Annotated in this window: 16 protein-coding genes, 6 tRNA genes and 1 pseudogene; 7 read left to right on the top strand and 16 right to left on the bottom strand. The window is 63.8% G+C overall.

Going from position 1 to position 18,791, the window contains the following annotated elements:
- Window positions 1–5: 5 nt before the first annotated feature.
- Window positions 6–2,222 carry a DNA internalization-related competence protein ComEC/Rec2 gene (locus GGI48_RS05905; protein ID WP_179597454.1) on the bottom strand — a complete coding sequence of 739 codons (2,217 nt, stop codon included), beginning with the start codon at window positions 2,220–2,222 and terminating at the stop codon, window positions 6–8.
- A gap of 139 nt (window positions 2,223–2,361) precedes the next feature.
- Here GGI48_RS05905 and GGI48_RS05910 point away from each other — a divergent pair, with 139 nt between their 5' ends.
- A complete protein-coding gene (locus GGI48_RS05910) occupies window positions 2,362–2,877 on the top strand; it encodes a DUF2062 domain-containing protein (RefSeq protein ID WP_016968259.1) in 516 nt (171 codons plus the stop codon).
- Between the two features lie 53 nt (window positions 2,878–2,930).
- Here GGI48_RS05910 and GGI48_RS05915 read toward each other — a convergent pair whose 3' ends face one another.
- From GGI48_RS05915 to GGI48_RS05930, 4 genes are all read right to left on the bottom strand, one after another.
- Complete coding sequence (locus tag GGI48_RS05915; protein WP_016968258.1) at window positions 2,931–3,710, bottom strand: ABC transporter permease; 780 nt, start codon at window positions 3,708–3,710, stop codon at window positions 2,931–2,933.
- Window positions 3,707–4,639: an ABC transporter ATP-binding protein gene (locus tag GGI48_RS05920; protein ID WP_179597456.1), complete on the bottom strand. Its 933-nt coding sequence runs from the start codon at window positions 4,637–4,639 to the stop codon at window positions 3,707–3,709. The genes GGI48_RS05915 and GGI48_RS05920 overlap by 4 nt, the downstream gene beginning before the upstream one ends.
- A 132-nt stretch (window positions 4,640–4,771) precedes the next feature.
- Window positions 4,772–5,395 carry a glutathione S-transferase family protein gene (locus GGI48_RS05925; RefSeq protein WP_179597457.1) on the bottom strand — a complete coding sequence of 208 codons (624 nt, stop codon included), beginning with the start codon at window positions 5,393–5,395 and terminating at the stop codon, window positions 4,772–4,774.
- 42 nt (window positions 5,396–5,437) lie between these two features.
- The gene (locus GGI48_RS05930) at window positions 5,438–6,097 is read right to left on the bottom strand and encodes a transglutaminase family protein (protein WP_179597459.1); all 660 of its coding nucleotides are present in this window, start codon (window positions 6,095–6,097) and stop codon (window positions 5,438–5,440) included.
- 228 nt (window positions 6,098–6,325) lie between these two features.
- Here GGI48_RS05930 and GGI48_RS05935 point away from each other — a divergent pair, with 228 nt between their 5' ends.
- Both GGI48_RS05935 and GGI48_RS05940 read left to right on the top strand, forming a co-directional pair.
- Window positions 6,326–8,773, top strand: coding sequence for an acyl-CoA dehydrogenase (locus tag GGI48_RS05935; RefSeq protein WP_179597461.1), 2,448 nt, complete (start codon window positions 6,326–6,328; stop codon window positions 8,771–8,773).
- 85 nt (window positions 8,774–8,858) lie between these two features.
- Window positions 8,859–9,266 carry a PA2817 family protein gene (locus tag GGI48_RS05940; protein ID WP_016968255.1) on the top strand — a complete coding sequence of 136 codons (408 nt, stop codon included), beginning with the start codon at window positions 8,859–8,861 and terminating at the stop codon, window positions 9,264–9,266.
- A 153-nt stretch (window positions 9,267–9,419) separates the two neighbouring features.
- Here GGI48_RS05940 and GGI48_RS05945 read toward each other — a convergent pair whose 3' ends face one another.
- Entirely contained in the window at window positions 9,420–10,373 is a 954-nt protein-coding gene (locus GGI48_RS05945; protein ID WP_103741198.1) for a LysR family transcriptional regulator, read from the bottom strand.
- A gap of 89 nt (window positions 10,374–10,462) precedes the next feature.
- Here GGI48_RS05945 and GGI48_RS05950 point away from each other — a divergent pair, with 89 nt between their 5' ends.
- Entirely contained in the window at window positions 10,463–11,089 is a 627-nt protein-coding gene (locus GGI48_RS05950; RefSeq protein ID WP_179597463.1) for an alanyl-tRNA editing protein, read from the top strand.
- A 43-nt stretch (window positions 11,090–11,132) separates the two neighbouring features.
- A complete protein-coding gene (locus GGI48_RS05955) occupies window positions 11,133–11,765 on the top strand; it encodes a LysE family translocator (RefSeq protein ID WP_016968252.1) in 633 nt (210 codons plus the stop codon).
- A 119-nt stretch (window positions 11,766–11,884) separates the two neighbouring features.
- Here GGI48_RS05955 and GGI48_RS05960 read toward each other — a convergent pair.
- The 6 genes from GGI48_RS05960 to GGI48_RS05985 form a co-directional block, all read right to left on the bottom strand.
- Window positions 11,885–11,960, bottom strand: a tRNA-Gly gene (locus GGI48_RS05960).
- Window positions 11,961–11,963: 3 nt separating this feature from the next.
- Window positions 11,964–12,039, bottom strand: a tRNA-Glu gene (locus GGI48_RS05965).
- Window positions 12,040–12,144: 105 nt separating this feature from the next.
- Window positions 12,145–12,220: transfer RNA gene (locus tag GGI48_RS05970), tRNA-Gly, on the bottom strand.
- A gap of 3 nt (window positions 12,221–12,223) precedes the next feature.
- Window positions 12,224–12,299, bottom strand: a tRNA-Glu gene (locus GGI48_RS05975).
- A 105-nt stretch (window positions 12,300–12,404) separates the two neighbouring features.
- Window positions 12,405–12,480: transfer RNA gene (locus GGI48_RS05980), tRNA-Gly, on the bottom strand.
- Between the two features lie 2 nt (window positions 12,481–12,482).
- Window positions 12,483–12,558, bottom strand: a tRNA-Glu gene (locus tag GGI48_RS05985).
- A gap of 379 nt (window positions 12,559–12,937) precedes the next feature.
- On the opposite strand from GGI48_RS05985, the gene GGI48_RS05990 reads away from it, so the two are divergent.
- Window positions 12,938–13,696 carry a hypothetical protein gene (locus GGI48_RS05990; RefSeq protein ID WP_179597465.1) on the top strand — a complete coding sequence of 253 codons (759 nt, stop codon included), beginning with the start codon at window positions 12,938–12,940 and terminating at the stop codon, window positions 13,694–13,696.
- 69 nt (window positions 13,697–13,765) lie between these two features.
- On the opposite strand, the gene GGI48_RS31405 is transcribed toward GGI48_RS05990, so the two are convergent.
- The 3 genes and pseudogenes from GGI48_RS31405 to GGI48_RS06000 all read right to left on the bottom strand — a co-directional run bounded on the left by GGI48_RS31405 (window position 13,766) and on the right by GGI48_RS06000 (window position 16,696).
- Window positions 13,766–14,647, bottom strand: a complete 882-nt coding sequence (locus tag GGI48_RS31405) for a methyl-accepting chemotaxis protein (RefSeq protein WP_409565396.1) — start codon at window positions 14,645–14,647, stop codon at window positions 13,766–13,768.
- 27 nt (window positions 14,648–14,674) lie between these two features.
- Window positions 14,675–15,778: pseudogene (locus GGI48_RS31410) on the bottom strand (HAMP domain-containing protein); the annotation flags it as partial.
- Window positions 15,779–15,934: 156 nt separating this feature from the next.
- Window positions 15,935–16,696: an SDR family oxidoreductase gene (locus GGI48_RS06000; RefSeq protein WP_016968249.1), complete on the bottom strand. Its 762-nt coding sequence runs from the start codon at window positions 16,694–16,696 to the stop codon at window positions 15,935–15,937.
- Window positions 16,697–16,932: 236 nt separating this feature from the next.
- Between GGI48_RS06000 and GGI48_RS06005 the strand changes: the two genes are divergently transcribed.
- Complete coding sequence (locus tag GGI48_RS06005) at window positions 16,933–17,937, top strand: NADP-dependent oxidoreductase (protein ID WP_179597467.1); 1,005 nt, start codon at window positions 16,933–16,935, stop codon at window positions 17,935–17,937.
- 105 nt (window positions 17,938–18,042) lie between these two features.
- Here GGI48_RS06005 and pyrF read toward each other — a convergent pair whose 3' ends face one another.
- A complete protein-coding gene (gene pyrF / locus GGI48_RS06010; RefSeq protein ID WP_179597469.1) occupies window positions 18,043–18,744 on the bottom strand; it encodes an orotidine-5'-phosphate decarboxylase in 702 nt (233 codons plus the stop codon).
- Between the last annotated feature and the right edge of the window lie 47 nt (window positions 18,745–18,791).

Raw genomic sequence — 18,791 nt, forward strand, 5'->3', positions numbered from 1 at the left:
AGTGCTCAATCGCGCCAGAAACGCCGCTGCGCGCGCAGGCTTTGCACGGGCCCGAAAGTCCCCAGGCGCAGTTTCAGCGCACCTTGATCGGCGCTGTCATGAACAGCCGCCCCCAACCGTCGATAGCGCGCCAGCACCTCGGCATGGGGATGACCGAAGGCATTGCCTCGCCCGCGGGAAATCAGCACCGCCGTCGGTCGCAGGCGTTGCAGCAGGGCCATGGACGAAGACGTGCGACTGCCATGATGGGGCGCCTGCAACCAGTGGGTGTGAACCGCCAGCGCACTGGCGAGCAAGGCCCGTTCGGCCTGCAGGTCGATGTCGCCGGTGAGCAGCAGACGCTCGCCACGGGCCTCGACCTGCAACACGCAGGAGGCCTGGTTGCCATCGGTCGCCGCCGGCCATTGCCACAGCCGAAAGCGCACCCCATTCCATTGCCAGCCCAGGCCGGACTCGCAAGGCTGGGCTTGCAAGGCGTCGGGCAATGCCCCGGGCTCGCCGCTGCGCACCCGTGCCACCTCGATTCCGCGCCAGACCGCGAGGGCGGCACCGGCATGATCGTTGTCAGCGTGACTGAGCAGCATCAGGTCCAACCGCCTGATCCCCAACTTGCGCAAGGTTGGCAGCACCACCCGCTCGCCAAGGTCGAAATCCCCCACCCGGGCGCCAGCGTCGTAGAGCATGGCGTGATCGCGGGTGCGCAGGAGCATCGACAGCCCCTGCCCCACGTCCAGTTGCCAGACCTCCACCTCACCCTCGGGCAGCACGGGCTCGGGCGGCCAGACAGCCAATAGCAGCAGCGGCCACCCCAGCACCCGCAGCGGCACACCAGTGGGCAGGAGCAACAGCAAGGCCCCCAGGGCACTGAGCCCCCAAAGCCACCAGGGCAGCAACGGCGCCACCCAGGCCGGCCAGGCACTGGCGATCATCCCCAATAGGCGAAACAGCCCATCCAGCAGCCCCCCGGCCAACCACAGCAAGCCCTCGCCCAGATGGGGCACCGGCAGCAGCAGACACCCCAGCAGGGCCGGCGGCAGCACCAACAGGCTGATCCAGGGCACCGCCAGCAGATTGGCCAGGGGACCGCTGAAACTGATGGGCAACCCCAGGGCCAGCAGCGGCGGCAGCAGGCCAATGGCGATCAGCCACTGGGCCCGGCTCCAGGCCTGCCACCAGCGCCAGCGCCCCAGGCGCCCGGCGAAGGTGAGAATCAGGATCGCCACCGCGGCAAACGACAGCCAGAATCCCGGCTGCAAACTGGCCAGGGGCTCGAACAGCAACACCGCATTCAACGCCAGCAGCCAGGGTCGCCAGACGCCCAGATGGCGAAAGCGCAGACGCCAGAGCAGGACCAGGGCGACCATCACGCAAGCCCGTTGCACCGGCACATCGAACCCGGCCAGCAGGCCATAGCCCAGAGCCCCGAGAAAGGCCAGGGCACAGGCCCAGGGCAGCCATGGCCGGCGCTCGGGCCAGATGCCCCAGCGGGCGAGCCCGGCCACCCCGAGGTAGATCACCCCGGCCAGCAGACTGATGTGCTGACCGGAAATCACCATCAGGTGCACCGTGCCGGTGTCCTGCAACACCTGCCAGTCCTGGCGCGTCAGGCCCGAGCCGTCGCCCATCACCAGTGCCGCCAGCCCGGCGCCACGTCCTTGTGCCTCGACCCCCAGCAGGCGCTGGCGCAGCCCCTCACGCCAGGCCAGCCGGGCGGGCCTGAGCAATTGCCCGGCCTTGACCGTACCGGTGGCCCCGATGCGCCGCGCCAGCAGCCAGGCCTGGTAATCGAATCCCTGGACATTGAGCAGCCCGGCGGGACGCCGCAGCTTGACCGCCAAGCGCCAGCGCTCGCCACTGTGCAGCGGTGGGCCGTCATGCCAGGCCAGACGCATCCGCTGCGGCAGACGCTCGCGCCGCGCCTGGGCGGCCTGCAGTTCGAAGCGCACCACGCCCTGGCCCTGCTCCGGCAAACCACTGACCTGCCCCTCCAGCCAGCGGGTTTGCCCCTCCAGGCCAGGCGCCAGGCGATCATCCAGGGCCCAATGCCCGGAGACGCAAGCCCAGGCGAAACCGAACAGAAAAAATGCCACGGGATGTGTACGAAACGGCAGCAGCATCATCCCCACGACCGCCAGCGCCAGCAACAGCCAGACCGGCGGCAACACCGGCAGAAAACCCAGCGCCAGCAGCCCCGCGGCCAACGCCAGCAAACCCGTGCCCATCAGCCAGCCCCTCCTTGGCAGTCCCTACTCTGGGCTTAGCCGAGGATCGGCGGCGCGGTTTTATCATTTGTCACAATGTCTGAATTTGCCCTGACTAGAATCCGTTCATAATCGCGACCTGATCCAACCGAGAACCCTTATGCCCCGGCGCTTATTCAAACGTTACATGCCAGATCCGGCCAGCATCCGGGAACACAAGTCCTTACGCTTTCTTGGCACGCTGTTGCATGACGCCAACCTCTGGCACCTCAATCGACACTCCGTAGCCCGCGCCATGGCCGTGGGTTTGTTCGCCGCCTTCATCCCGATTCCGATGCAGATGCTGCTGGCGGCGGTGCTGGCTGTCTGGCTGCGGGCCAACATGCCCATCAGTGTCAGCCTGGTCTGGCTGACCAATCCCATCACCATGCCGCCGGTGTTCTTCTGCACCTACCAACTGGGGGCCTGGCTGATGAACGTACCGGCCCGCACCCTGCCCGACGAGTTGACCTGGGAGTGGATCAGCGGTCAGCTCAGCACCCTGTGGCAACCCTTTCTCCTGGGGTCGGTGGTGGCCGGTCTGGCGCTGGGCGCCACGGCCTATTGCCTGACCATGCTCTATTGGCGCTGGTGGGTGGCTCGCCAGTGGCGCAGGCGCAAGCAGCAGCGCCTGTGACCAACGAAAACGGCCTCCCGAGGGAGGCCGTTTTCATCAGGCGCTGAAGCGGTTTACTGACGCATGCCACGCCCGCTGACCAGCAGCCGGGCACAGCCGATGTACAGCACCACGGTGGCCACCAGCATGAAGGTGATGGCCACGCTGATCTTGATGTCCGACACCCCGAGGATGCCGAAGCGGAAGGCGTTGACCATGTGCAGCACCGGGTTGGCCAGGGACACGGTCTGCCAGAACGGCGGCAGCAGGTTGATCGAGTAGAACACCCCGCCCAGGTAGGTCAGGGGGGTCAGCACGAACGTCGGGATGATCGAGATGTCATCGAAGTTGCGCGCGAACACCGCGTTGATGAACCCCAGCAGCGAGAAGATGGTCGCCGTCAGCACCACCACCAGCACGGTGACGCCCAGGTGATGCACCTGCAATGTGGTGAAAAACAGCGACAGCAGGGTCACGATGATCCCCACCATCAGGCCGCGCAGAACCCCGCCCAAGGTGTAGCCAATCAGGATGGTGTGCGGCGACACCGGCGATACCATCAACTCCTCGATGGAGCGCTGGAACTTGCTGCCGAAGAAACTCGACACCACGTTGCCGTAGGAGTTGGTGATCACCGACATCATGATCAGCCCCGGCACGATGTACTCCATGTAGGTGAAACCACCCATATCGCCGATCTGTCGCCCGATCAGGTTACCGAAGATGACGAAGTACAGAACCATGGTGATGGCCGGCGGCAGCAGGGTCTGCGGCCAGATTCGGGTGAAACGGCGGATCTCGCGATAGACGATGGTGTTGAGTGCCACCAGGTTGGGTTTCAACTCCGAACTCATACCGCCACCTTCGACAGATTCTTCTCCACCAGGGACACGAACAGCTCCTCAAGTCGGTTGGTTTTGTTACGCAGGCTCAAGACCTCGATGTTCTGCAGGGCCAGTTGACCGAACAGCGCGGTGATGCCCACGGCCTTGTCCACCTGGACTTCCAGGGTGCGGCTGTCCACCAGCCGGGTCGGATAGCCGGCCAACTGTGGCGCCATGCTGAGGTCGTGCTTGAGATCAAGCAGGAAGGTTTCCACATGCAGCTGACTCAGCAGCTGACGCATGCTGGTGTTCTCGACGATGGTGCCGTGGTCGATGATGCCGATGTTGCGGCACAGCTGCTCAGCCTCTTCCAGGTAATGGGTGGTGAGGATGATGGTGATGCCTTTCTGGTTGAGCTCGGTGAGGAAGGTCCACATCGAACGACGCAGCTCGATGTCGACCCCGGCGGTGGGTTCGTCGAGGATCAGCAGGCGCGGCTCGTGGACCAGGGCCCGAGCGATCATCAGGCGCCGCTTCATGCCACCGGACAGGGAGCGTGAAGGCACATCGCGCTTGTCCCACAGGCCGAGCTGGGTCAGGTACTGCTCGGCCCGTTCCTTGGCGATTCGTGCCGGAATGCCGTAGTAGCCAGCCTGGGTCACGACGATGTCGAAGGTCTTCTCGAACTGGTTGAAATTGAATTCCTGCGGCACCACGCCGATGCAGCGCTTGAGCGCCGCCGGCTCACGATCAAGGTCGTGGCCAAAGACATTCACAGTGCCACTGGTCTTGTTCACCAGGGTCGAAAGAATGCCGATGGTGGTGGATTTACCGGCGCCGTTAGGGCCGAGCAGGGCGAAAAAATCACCTTCGGCGACGTCCAGATCGATACCACTCAGGGCCTGGAAACCGTTGCCGTAGGTTTTGGTTAGCTGCCGGATGGACAGAGCGGAACTCATATCGGATTCATGCACCAAGAAGAGGGAATTTTATAAGTGAGGGCAGCCTGGCTGGATTGCAACGACGCCAGGCGCTCGCCATGTTGCGGGTCGAGGCCACGCAAGTACAGTCACGCGTATCGATAGTGGGTATTAAGTCAACGCGGTCATCACCGCCTGACGATAGGCCGGGCGCTGCTTCAAACGCTCATACCAGGCTTGCAGATGGGGCATCGACGGCCGCTCGATGGGCATCTCGAACCAGGCATAGATAAAGCTGCCCAGGGGGATATCACCGACCCCGATCTCCGCTCCCGAGAGATAGGGCTGCCCGGCCAGGGCCTGATCCACCCGGGCCAGCAGCTCGACGCAGGTCGCCTTGGCGGCATTGATCTGCTGCCAGTCCTGCTGCGCCGCCGGAGTGCGCAATATGCCCCAGAACAGCAGGCGGAAAGGTTCGGCGAAGGTCGAGGTGGTCCAGTCCATCCACTTCTCGGCGCTGGCCCGGGCCTGTACGTCGGCCGGGTACCAGTGGCTGTCGGCGGCATGCCGAGCGGCCAGGTAACGCACGATGGTGTTGGACTCCCAGAGCACGAAGCCATCGTCTTCAATCAGCGGGATGCGCCCGTTGGGGTTCAGCGCCCGGTAGGCGGGGGTGTCCACCACGCCAAAGGCGCCACCTGCATCCAGGGACTCATAGGCCAGCCCCAGCTCTTGGGCACACCACAGCACCTTTCTGACATTCGACGAGTTCTTGCGACCCCAGATCTTCAGCATGACCATCCCTCAGTTATGAATGCCGGGGCAGTCTACGCCGGATCAGCCGCGACTCAAATCACTGCGGATGTCCCCCAGCAGCGCGCCCCCCTGCTCGCCGAACAGATGGGGATAGCATTTTTCCAGGTGGCTGAAGAACAGCTCCTGCGGCACATCGGCGAAGCGCCCATGGTCCACCAGGTACTCCATCGACTGGTCGCCCTGACGGTTGAAGGCGTGAAAGACACTGTCCTGCACCCCGTCGAACTCCAGCGGCGCCACATCGAACAGCTCGCACAGACTCTGGTTGAATGCCGGCGTGGCCTTGACCCAACGCCCCTGCAGGTACAGCTCGGTATAGCCGTGCATGGCGAATACATCACTGCGCAACAACTCCAGCAGACGCGGGGTCGACAAGTGATTGCGCACGTCCGCCAGACCGATGCGCGCGGGAATCCCGCAATGTCGGGCACAACCGGCCAGCAGCGTGGCCTTGGGCACACAGTAGCTTTCGCCGGCGATCAGGGCATGACTGCCCCGCAGGGTTTGCGGATCGGGGCTGAAGGAATAGAAGTTGTAACGCACGGCCTCACGCACCGCGTAATAAAGATTCACCGCCTGCTGCCGCGGATCGCCGCCGGCACCGCGATGAGATTCGGCGAACTCCACCACCGCAGGGTGGTCACTATCGATGAAGCGGCTGGGACGCAAGTACTGGTTCATGGGCAAAACCTCCAAGCGAAGCCTGGAGTCTATCGAGACGTCCGCCCTGGCGATAACGACGTTTCAGCCAAAGATCAGGGTCGGCCCGAGCACTACCCGCCGTTCTTCAACGCCCCCGCTGGCCGGCAAAGTCAACCGTTGCACCCGCACCGCCACGATCACCCGCTTTGTCGGAGGCCGACTAAGCTCTGAGGGTGATTTGGCCCCTGGCTTCATGGAGGATTGAATATGCTGTTGTTGTGGATACTGGTTTTGCTGGTTGGGGTCGCCTATCTGGCGCACCGCCGCACCGCCCCCCTGCCCGCCCTGGGCGTCGTTGCCGTCTACCTGCTGGCCATGGGCGCCTTCAGCCGGGCTCCCGGCTGGCTGCTGCTGATTTTCTGGATTGTGCTGGCGGCCGTTGCCGCGCCGCTGTTGCTGCCCGACCTGCGCCGCAAATACTTAAGCGCCCCGCTGTTCTCCTGGTTGCAGAAAGTCCTGCCGCCCATGTCGCAAACCGAGCGCGACGCCATCGATGCCGGCACCGTGTGGTGGGACGGCGAGCTGTTCAGCGGTCGCCCGGACTGGAACACCTTGCTGGCCTACCCCAAGGCGCAACTGACCGAGGAAGAGCAGGCGTTCATCGACGGCCCCACCGAAGAACTCTGCGCCATGGTCAGCGACTGGCAGATCGGCCAGCACATGGACCTGCCGCCCGCTGCCTGGGCCCATATCAAGGAGCACGGCTTCTTCGCCCTGATCATCCCCAAGGAGTACGGCGGCAAAGGCTTTTCCGCCTACGCCCACTCCCAGGTGGCGATGAAACTGGCAACCCGCAGCGGCGACCTGGCCTCCACCGTCATGGTCCCCAACTCCCTGGGCCCGGCCGAACTGCTGCTGCACTACGGCACCGACGAACAGCGCAATCACTACCTGCCGCGGCTGGCACGGGGCGATGACATTCCCTGCTTCGCCCTCACCGGCCCGCTGGCAGGCTCCGACGCCGGGGCGATGCCCGACACCGGGATCATCTGCAAGGGCCAATGGCAAGGCGAGGAAACCCTGGGCCTGCGCCTGAACTGGGAAAAGCGCTACATCACCCTGGGCCCGGTGGCCACCCTGCTGGGCCTGGCGTTCAAGGCCCACGACCCGGACCATCTGCTGGGCGACCAGGAAGACCTGGGCATCAGTCTGGCGCTGATTCCCACCGACACCCCCGGCGTGGAAATCGGCCGCCGCCACCTGCCCCTGGGCGCGGCCTTCATGAACGGCCCGAACTCCGGCAAGGACGTGTTCATTCCCCTGGACTACCTGATCGGCGGCCGGGAAATGCTCGGCAAAGGCTGGATGATGCTGATGAACTGCCTGTCGGTGGGACGCTCGATCTCGCTGCCGGCGGTGGGCACCGGCGCCGCCAAGTTCACCAGCCTGGTGACTGGCCAGTACGCCCAGGTGCGCGAGCAGTTCAACGTACCACTGGCGGCCTTCGAGGGTATTCAGGAAGCCCTGGCCCGCCTCGGCGGCAACGCCTGGCTGATGGACAGCGCACGCATGCTCACCGCCAATGCCGTGGACCTGGGGGAAAAGCCCTCGGTGCTGTCGGCGATCCTCAAGTACCACCTCACCGAGCGCGGGCGCGAGTGCATCAGCCACGCCATGGACGCGCACGGCGGCAAGGGCATCATCATGGGGCCCAACAACTACCTGGGCCGCAGCTGGCAGGGCGCGCCGATCTTCATCACCGTGGAAGGCGCCAACATCCTCTCGCGCAACCTGATGATCTTTGGCCAGGGGGCGATCCGCTGCCACCCGTTCGTGCTCAAGGAAATGGCCTTGGCCGCACGCGAGGACCATGACCAGGCGCTGAAGGAGTTCGATGCCCTGCTGCTGCAGCACATTGGCTTTGCCGTGAGCAACGCCGCCAGCACCCTGGTGCTGAACCTGGGCCTGGGCCACTTCGAACACACCCCGGGCGACAAGCTCAGTCAGGGCTATTTCCGCGCCCTGAACCGCCAGGCCGCGGCCTTTGCCCTGCTGGCCGACTTTTCCATGATGCTCCTGGGCGGCGAGCTCAAGCGTCGCGAAAGGCTGTCGGCGCGCCTGGGCGATGTGCTCAGCCACCTGTACCTGGCCTCGGCGGCGCTCAAGCGCTATCACGATCTGGACTCACCGGAGTACCTGCGCCCCCTGCTGGCCTGGGCCATGGAGGAAAGCCTCGGCCACTCCGAACGCGCCCTGGACGAATTGCTCAGCAACTTCCCCAGCCGGGTGTTCGGCTGCCTGCTACGGGTATTGGTGTTCCCCTTCGGCCGGCGCCATACCGGACCGTCGGACCGCCTGGATGCCGAAGTGGCGGAAATCATTGGCCGCGCCCAGGGCGACCCGGCCCTGGAAGCGGTGCTCGCCGGCTGCTATCGCCCGCAATCCACGGACGATCCGGTAGGCGCCCTGCAGCACGCCTGCAACCTGCTGAGCGCAGCCCATCCACTGCAGAAGAAACTCCACGAAGCGCTGAAAAGCGGCCAGGTCAAACCGGCGGCCGGCGAATCGGCCATCGATGCAGCCCTGGAGGCCGGCGTGCTGCAAGCGGCCGAAGCCCAGAGCTTGCGGGAGGCCGAAGCGGCGCGACGCAAAGTCATCGACGTGGACGACTTCGCCAAGGAGGAACTGACCTTGAGCGAGGGCAAGGTCCGCTAAGCAGGCCCCTCGGGGCAGGTCGATTATGAAACCGGGCGCGGGGGCTATATACTCCCGCGCCCGTTTTGCTCTTGAGGACCCTGTCATGTCCAACGTCGTCGCCGATCATCTCGTCCTCCTGGACCACCTGCGCAGCATCCTGGTGGCGGTGGGAGAAGCCGAACAGGTTCCCGAAGAAAGCCATGCGCTGTTCCTGGAGCGCTTCGATGAACTGCGCGCCTCGCTGCCGATCGACCCGATCGAAAGCCAGTACCTGGGCCAGGACCTGCTGTGCCAGATCATGCAGCGCTATCCGCAGATCGCTCATCTGGTGCCTCGCGACCTGCTGTGGTTCTTCGCCGGCGACTGCCTGCACTACATGCCCGATGAAGAAATCGACCTGTACCAGGCCCTGGAAGAACGCCGCTTCGAAGCCGAGCAGAACGACGAGCCTTTCGACTGGAACCAGGAAAAACAGCTGCTGGCGCTCTCCGCCCAGGACAGCAAGCACTGATTGCAGCCCTGGCGCCACCAAGGCCCGCCCGGTTTGCCCGGCGGGCCTTTTTTGTGCCCGCCTTATCGCGTCGTCCTCGTAGCCGGCTTGTTGGCGAAGAAGCCCTTGGGTCTTGCATCGCCCTCAGAGACATTTTCGCTGGCAAGCCAGCGCCTACAAGCTGCGTTCACCTTTGCCCGGGCGGTTCAGGGTCGGCTCCCTGGCCAGGCATTCCACCAGATAGTCGATGAACACCCGCAGCTTGGGTGGCAGGTAGCGGGTCGGTGAATGCAGGAGCCAGGCACCGCCGTGGTAGGAGGCAAGAAAGGTCCACTCCGGCAGCACCTGGACGATCAGCCCCTGCTCCAGGGCATGACGCGCGGTGAAATACGGCAGGCTGCCGATGCCCAGATGCTGCAACACCGCGTCCAGGCGCACCCCGGTGTGGTTGGCGGCGTAACGCCCGCGCACGCCGACGGTCACCGCCTTGCCGCCCTGGGTGAACTTCCAGCGGGCGTCGCTGGGGGTTTCCCCGAGATAGATGCAACTGTGCTGGCGCAGATCCTGAGGGTGCAACGGCGTGCCCTGTTCCGCCAGATACTGCGGGGTGGCGCACAGCAGGTGATCGATGCGCAACAACTGGCGCCCGATCAAGCCCGGCGGCGGGCGGTCGGTGATGCGGATAGCCAGGTCGACATTGTCTTCGATCAGGTCGATATCCCGGTCTTCATGCAGCAGTTCGACATCCACCTTGGGGTAACGCCGAAGAAACTCCGGCATATGGGGATGCACCACGAAGCGTCCCACCGCCTTGGGCACGCTGACCCGCACCACGCCTTCGGCCTCGTGGGTGAACTGACCGCTGATTTCCATGACCGATCGGGCCGCGCTGACCATCTCGCTGCAGCGCTTGAACACCTCTTCGCCGCCGTCGCTCAAGCGCAACTTGCGGGTAGTACGTTGCAGCAGGCGAGTCGCCAGGGCCTTCTCCAGACGCGAGATGCTGCGGCTCACCGCCGACGGCGAGGAACCCAGCTGACGCGCTGCTTCGGAAAAGCTGCCGGTTTCAACGACCCTGACGAAGATGGCCATTTCTGCCAGTAAAGGCAGGGGGAGATTTATGCTCATGACGCAATAGTCCATTGAGTTGTGAACGGATTATCACGCAATTACCCAAGCCTCATAATAAAAAATCATCTGGATTCAGGGTTTGAGAAATGACGCTTCGCCTGTACTACGAACATGACCTGCTGACCGCCCAGGTCGAACTGCTGAGTTGCATCCCCCGGGACGGGCTGTTTGCCGCGATCTTGCACGCCACGCCCTTTCACCCCCAGGGCGGCGGCCAGCCCAGCGACAGCGGCTGGATCGGCGCGGCTCAGGTGCTGCGGGTCGCCCAGGAAGATGAGCAGATCGTGCATTACCTGAACCAGTCGCTGACGCCGGGCAGCCATGAGGCTCGCGTGGATGAGCCGCAGCGCCTGTTCAACAGTCGCATGCATTCCGCCGGGCACCTGATCGGCCACTTTGTGCAAAGCCAGGGTTGGACGCCGATCAAGGCCCATCACTGGCCCGGAGAGGGCCGAGTGTCGTTCAAGCCGGGCGAACAACCTGAGGAAATCGACTGTGCCCGGGTGCAGAACGCCCTGGAACACTGGATTGGCGAGGATTGGCCGCGGCACATTTCCCTGGCCGCCGGAACCCGCGAGGTCAGTTTTGGCCCGCTGCCCGCCTATGGTTGCGGTGGCACCCACGTCCAGCACCTGCAACAACTGGGACGGCTGAGCATCGACTCGATCGCGCAGAAAAAAGGCGTTCTCTCGGTCAGCTACAGCCTCGACTGAAAACGCCCACGCCCTTACCCCCCAACTGCTTTGCGGAGTCAGCATGCTGTCCAATTATCTTGGCGAGTTTCTCGCCCTGGCCCTGGTTCACTTTCTCGCCGTGGTCGCCCCGGGGCCGGATTTTGCCGTCACCATCCGCCAGAGCGTGCGCTTCGGGCGGATGACCGGGGTCTGCACCGCCCTGGGGATCGGCGCCGGCATTTCGGTGCACGTGCTCTACACGCTGCTGGGGGTCGGCGCATTGATGCACGCGACGCCCTGGCTGCTGAGCGCCGCCAAACTGCTGGGCGCCGCCTACATTCTGTACCTGGGCGCCAGCCTGTTGCGCAGCAAGGCCAAGACCGGCATCCCGGGCGAAACAGCAGAGGATGAACCACAGCAGACCTTGCTGCGGGCCTTCACCACCGGTTTCCTGACCAACGCCAGCAACCCCAAGGCGACCCTGTTTTTCCTGGCGATCTTCACCACCCTGGTCAGCGCCACCACGCCGCTGAGCATTCAGGCCCTGTATGGAGCCTGGATGTGCCTGGTCAATGCGTTGTGGTTCGTTATGGTCGCGCTGTTCTTTTCCAGCGCCCGGGTCCGCCTGCTGTTCATGCGCCTGGGGCACTGGTTCGAGCGCTGCATGGGGTTGATCCTGCTGCTGTTCGCCGGACGTCTGTTGCTGTCACTTTAAGTGCTATGTACCAAAGGCCCGCGCAGTCTGACTGGCGGGCCAATTGATGCATAAACGGGCGAAAGGCCGAATCGCAGACAAACAAAAACGCCGCTCATTGAGCGGCGTTTTCGTGAATTTGGAGCGGGAAACGAGACTCGAACTCGCGACCCCGACCTTGGCAAGGTCGTGCTCTACCAACTGAGCTATTCCCGCAAATGGCGTCCCCTAGGGGACTCGAACCCCTGTTACCGCCGTGAAAGGGCGGTGTCCTAGGCCACTAGACGAAGGGGACACGCTACCCGGAACACATGGTGTGTGTTTCGGTGTTCCAGATCCGCATCCGAGGATTCGGTTCTGGTTTCACTCGACCCCGCCCGAAAGCAGTGCCGTTTAAAATTGGAGCGGGAAACGAGACTCGAACTCGCGACCCCGACCTTGGCAAGGTCGTGCTCTACCAACTGAGCTATTCCCGCAAATGGCGTCCCCTAGGGGACTCGAACCCCTGTTACCGCCGTGAAAGGGCGGTGTCCTAGGCCACTAGACGAAGGGGACACGCTACCCGGAACACATGGTGTGTGTTTCGGTGTTCCAGATCCGTATCCGAGGATTTGGTTCTGGTTTCACTCGACCCCGCCCGAAAGCAGTGCCGTTTAAAATTGGAGCGGGAAACGAGACTCGAACTCGCGACCCCGACCTTGGCAAGGTCGTGCTCTACCAACTGAGCTATTCCCGCATTGGCGTCCCCTAGGGGACTCGAACCCCTGTTACCGCCGTGAAAGGGCGGTGTCCTAGGCCACTAGACGAAGGGGACACACTACAACATTCACTGCCTTCAACGTTTCGCGCTTTGCTTTCCGTTGAAAGTGGCGCGCATTCTATGGATGCTTTGGGAGGCCGTCAACCCCCAGATATAATTTTATTTAAATCAATGACTTCGGGGCAGTTTAAGGCCCGCTGCGGGGTTTTCTGTGGTCCAGGCTTTGACGCCTATATTCTGTCACTCGACAAGGCGTTATAGTCCTCCGCAGCCGGTAATGGCAATTTGCACCCGAGGTTCTGCCCGGACCATTGCCACCTATATAAGCAGCACCCGCCATACCCGGCTCGTCGAGCGGCGCTATGCGTCTAAATGCCAAGCCACTACACTCGCACGCGAATCCTATAACGAGGTTTTAACGGTGACACCACTCATGATCACCCTGCTGGTAATAGCCGGGATCGCACTATTGATCGCCATTGGCTACATGAACCATGTGGTGGAAAACAACAAACTGGAGAAGGCCCGCACCAAGGTCGAACTCAATGACCGCCTGCGCCGCTGCGGCGAGATCACCGAAACCTTTCCCGGCCAGTTCATGACCCCGGCCCTCAAACTGCTGCTGACCCGCCTGGAGCTCAACGTGGTGCAGCGCATGCTCAGTCTCGACAAGACCGACAACGCGCTCAAGGCGCGCCAGGCCGAACTCAATCCCCTGATTGGCCAGGGCGAATCGATTCCGGTGAACAACCCGCCTGCGCCGATCCAGACCGAAGCCAAGGCCAAGGACGTGCGCTTCCTGCTGGAGGCGATGCACGGCCAGGTCACCCGTGCCGCCCACGACGGGTTCCTGCAACCCAATGAAGCCAAGCGCTGGATCAAGGAAATCCGCCATATCCTGGTGCTGCTGCACATCGAGTTCTTCAACAACCTGGGGCAATACGCCCTGCAGCAGAACCAGCCGGGCCAGGCCCGCCTGGCCTTCGAGCGCGGCGTGCAATACCTGCGCAAGCAACCGGATCCGGCGGTCTACAAGGAACAGCTGGAGTACCTGGATAAGCTCCTGGTTCGCGCCAACTCCATGGTGCTGTCGACCCTGGAGCCGGCGGAAGATGAAGTCAACGAGCTGACCCAGGGCCTTAAGACCGTGGAAGCCGACGCCGACTGGAAAAAGAAAGCCATCTACGACTGAGATAAAAAACCCTTGTCCGGCGCAACCCGCGCCGGACAAGGGTTCGATGCCGCTACGCCGTCCCCGCCGCTACAAGCGGAAATGCCCCACCATCCCTTTCAATTCCCCCCCCAACTGCGCCAGCTCGATGCTCGACGCGGCATTGCCCTGCATGGCCAGTGACGACTGATCGGCACTGGCACGAATGCTGGTGACGCTGCGGTTGATCTCTTCCGCCACCGAACTCTGCTGCTCGGCGGCAGCCGCGATCTGTTGGTTCATCTGCTGGATCAACGACACCGCCGCGGCGATGCTGCCCAGGGCGCTCTCCGTCTGCAGGGCATCACTGACCGCCAGCTTCACCAACTCGCCACTGCCCTTGATCTGCTGCACCGAAGCATCGGCGGCGGCATGCAACGCGGTCACCAGACGCGCGATCTCCTCGGTGGACTGCTGGGTCCGCTTGGCCAGGGCCCGCACTTCGTCGGCCACCACGGCAAAGCCCCTGCCCTGCTCCCCCGCCCTGGCCGCCTCGATGGCGGCGTTGAGGGCCAACAGGTTGGTCTGCTCGGCCACGCTCTTGATCACATCCAGCACACTGCCGATGTTGTCGATCTCGGCGCTCAGGCTTTCGATACCGCTGCTGGCCCGGGTCGCGGAGTCCGCCAGTTGCTCGATGCGCTGCATGCTCTGGCGCACCACCTGCTGTCCACTCTCGACCTTGTCATCTGCGGCCTGAGCCGCCTGGGCGGCTTGCTCGGCGTTACGCGCCACGTCGTGCACCGTGGCGGTCATCTGGTTCATGGCGGTGGCCACTTGCTCGGTTTCTTCTTTCTGGCTGCTGACTTCCAGGTTGGTCTGCTCGGTGACCGAGGACAGCGACTGGGCCGAACTGGCCAGTTGCTCGATCCCGGCCTGCAAGCCGCTGACGATGCCGCTCAGGCCACTGCCCATCTGCTGCATCGCCTGCATCAACTGGCCGATCTCGTCCCGCCGGGTCACGGCCACGCTGGCCGTCAGGTCGCCGGCGGCGATCTGCTGGGCCACATGCATCACGCTGCGCAGCGGCCGCACGATCAGGCGCGTGATGCTCAGGGCCGCCAACAGCCCCACCAGCAGGGCCAGGGCCGAGGAGCCGATGATCAGCAAGGAGTTCTTGTCCAGCTCGCCCTGCATCGCCAGGTCCTGGGCGACATAGGCCTGGTCGACCCGCGCCATTACCTGGGCCGCACGCTCATGCAGCTTTTGATAGACCTGTTTTTCCTGAGTCAGCAGGCCGGTGTATTCGTTGAGTTTTTCGCTGAAGTTGCCGATGTGCCCCGACACCTCGTTGAGCACCGTCTGGTAACCCGCATCCTTGACTGCGGTCTTCAGCTGTTCGGCCTGGGCCAGCGCCTGCTCGGCCTGCTCGATCTTGCCCTGCTCGGCGCCTGCCTGCTCATCGCCCTTGCGATTCTGGTCCAGGCGCACTCGCGCTTCGTTCATGGCCTGCAGCATCAGGCGTGAAACCTGGCTGATCTGGTTGGCCTGCTCGATGAACTCCGCGCCCTCCTTGCCCTGGGAATCCTTGAGGGTGTAGGCGCCGTCATCCGCCAGCCCGGCCTGCAGTACGTCGAGGTTGTTGGCCACGCTGGACACCGACCAACTGGCCATTTCCAGGGCCAGGTCCTTGGCCTGGGTCAACTCGACGAACTCGTCGAAGGCCTTGCGATAGTCCGCCAGCGCCAACTCGACATCAGCCATCGCCGTCTGGTTGGCCGCCGACTGCCCCTTGAGCTGCTGGGCCAGCCCCAGCAACCCCTCCAGGCTCTCGTGCAGGCTGTCCACGGTCTGGCTGTTGCCATGCAGGGCATAATCCTGCTCCAGCAGTCGCACCTTGAGCACGCCACTGTTGAGCTGGGACATTTGCTTGAGGCCATCGAAACGCTGGCTGATGGTCTGCAGCGACCAGACGCCGATACCGGCCACCAGGGCCGTCAAGAGCAACACCAGGGCAAACCCGATACCCAGTTTCTTTGCCATGCCCAGGTTGGCAAAACGTCCACTCGCGGCCGAAGTCATGGTGCGCAGTCCCCTTCCAATCCCCAATGGCCATAGGGCCATCCGTGTGAGCGAAGGGTCGCAACGGCGCGCACCGACGCACAAGTCTTCGAGGCGCCAATAATGGCAAAAAGCTAGGCGGAGGTCGTTTTCAGGACATTAGAGGTCGATTCCATCCAGCCCCCGCGGCGACTGCCGCCAAGGGGGCCGGCCGAAGGCTCAGATCGCGGTGGCACCACCATCCACCGCCAGCGCATGACCGGTGGTGAAGGCCGCGCCATCGCTGCACAGGTAAAGCACGGCGCTGGCGATTTCCTCGACCGTGCCGATACGCCCCACCGGGTGCATCGCCGCAGCGAACTCGGCCTTCTTCGGATCCGCTTCATAGGCCCGACGGAACATGTCGGTGTCGATGACCGCCGGGCAGACCGCGTTGACGCGGATCTTTTTCTTGGCGTACTCGATGGCCGCCGATTTGGTCAGACCGATCACCGCATGCTTGGACGCCGCATAGATGCTCATTTTCGGCGCCGCGCCCAAGCCCGCCACCGAGGCGGTATTGACGATGGCCCCGCCGCCCTGGGCCAGCAGCAACGGCAACTGGTACTTCATGCACAGCCAGACGCCCTTGACGTTGACCCCCATGATGGCGTCGAACTCGTCCAGGCTCCCCTCGGCCAGGCGGCCCTTCTCGATCTCGATCCCGGCGTTGTTGAAGGCATAGTCCAGGCGGCCATAGGCCTCCAGGGTCCGGGCCATCAGTTGCTGCACATCCGCTTCCTGGGTGACGTTGCAGGGCACGAACACGGCCTCGCCTCCCGCCGCGCGGATCAGCGCCACGGTGCCTTCGCCCCCGGCCACATCCAGATCCGCCACCACCACCTGCAAGCCTTCTGCGGCAAACGCCAGGGCCGTCGCCCGGCCGATGCCATTGGCCGCGCCGGTCACCAGGGCCACCTGGCCGGAAAACGTCATGCTCATTGCAAAGATCCTCGATCAGATACGGGTCAGCTGTGGGGCCCATCTAGCCATAGCCGTCCCGGTCGGCGTCAGCATTATCAGAAGGCCGGTTGAGGCCTTATGCATCCTGGTGATGAAAATACCGGGGCGTTCATCACCGCACTGGATCGACACCCATTCGCTGAATCGGCAAACCTTGCGGCAACCCACGCGAGGGTCTATCAACTAGGGCTTCATCCACCCCTTGAGTGCCTGCCATGACCCGCCTGACCAATCGCCAGTTTCTGCTCGCCAAACGCCCCGTCGGCCCGGCTACCCGCGACACTTTCACCTACCAGCAGGTAGCCGTGGGCGAGCCCGCCGCCGGGCAGATTCTGGTGAAGAACGAATACCTGTCCCTGGACCCGGCCATGCGCGGCTGGATGAACGAGGGCAAGTCCTATATCGCGCCGGTGGCCATCGGTGAAGTCATGCGCGCCCTGGGCGTGGGCCAGGTGATCGCCTCCAACCACCCCGGCTTCGCGGTGGGTGACCACGTCAATGGCGCGCTGGGCGTGCAGGACTATTTTCTTGGCGAACCCCGTGGCTTCTACAAGGTCGACCCCAAGCTGGCACCGCTACCGCGCTACCTGTCGGCCCTGGGCATGACCGGCATGACCGCCTACTTCGCCCTGCTCGACGTCGGCGCGCCCAAGGCCGGCGACACCGTGGTGCTGTCCGGCGCCGCCGGCGCTGTGGGCAGCATTGCCGGGCAGATCGCCAAGATCAAAGGCTGCCACGTGGTGGGGATTGCCGGCGGCCAGGACAAGTGCAAGTTCCTCATCGACGAACTGGGTTTTGACGGCGCCATCGACTACAAGAGCGAAGACATCCACGCCGGGCTCAAGCGCGAATGCCCGAAAGGCGTCGATGTGTATTTCGACAACGTCGGGGGCGACATCCTCGATGCGGTGCTCAGCCGCCTGAACCTCAAGGCGCGGGTGGTGATCTGTGGCGCCATCAGCCAGTACAACAACAAGGAAGCGGTCAAGGGCCCGGCCAACTACCTGTCGCTGCTGGTCAACCGGGCACGCATGGAAGGTTTTGTGGTGATGGACTACGCCAGCCAGTTTGCGGCGGCCGGGCAAGAGATGGCCGGCTGGATGGCCAAGGGGCAGCTCAAGAGCAAGGAGGACATTGTCGAAGGCCTGGAGACTTTCCCCGAGACGCTGGGCAAGCTGTTCAGCGGCGAGAACTTCGGCAAGCTGGTGCTGAAAGTCTGAATCCGCAGGAGCCGGCTGGCCGGCGATCCGCGACGGCGGCCGGAAAGGGCCGCCAACCGCAAAACCGCTATCGCCGGCAAGCCGGCTCCTACAAGAGCAGGCGTGTTACAGGGCCATTTCGGCCACCACGTCGGCCAGGGCCTTGGCCGGGTCGGCCGCCTGGCTGATGGGACGACCGATCACCAGGTAGTCGGAACCGGCATCCAGGGCCTGGCGCGGGGTGAGGATCCGCCGCTGGTCATCCTGGGCGCTGCCCGCAGGACGAATCCCCGGCGTCACCAGTTGCAGGCTCGGATGGGCGCTCTTCAGGGCCTGGGCTTCCAGGGCCGAGCACACCAGGCCGTCCATTCCGGCTTTCTGCGCCAGAGCGGCCAGGCGCAGCACCTGCTCCTGGGGCTCGATGTCCAGGCCGATGCCGGCCAGGTCTTCACGTTCCATGCTGGTGAGCACGGTAACGCCGATCAGCAGCGGCTTGGGACCGCTGCGCTGGTCCAGCACGTCGCGGCAGGCAGCCATCATGCGCAAGCCGCCGGAGCAGTGCACATTGACCATCCACACGCCCATTTCCGCGGCGGCCTTGACCGCCATGGCGGTGGTGTTGGGAATGTCGTGGAACTTCAGGTCCAGGAACACTTCGAAGCCCTTGTCGCGCAGGGTCCCGACAATCTCGGCGGCGCAGCTGGTGAACAGCTCCTTGCCGACCTTGACCCGGCACAGTTTCGGGTCCAGTTGATCGGCCAGTTTCAGTGCGGCGTCACGGGTGGGGAAATCCAGGGCGACGATGATAGGAGTCTGGCAGGCGGACATGAAGGGGCTCTCAGGCAAGTCGAAATCGGCGCGGATTGTAGCGCAAG

The sequence above is a fragment of the Pseudomonas protegens genome (assembly GCF_013407925.2).
GTDB lineage: Bacteria > Pseudomonadota > Gammaproteobacteria > Pseudomonadales > Pseudomonadaceae > Aquipseudomonas > Aquipseudomonas fluorescens_AP.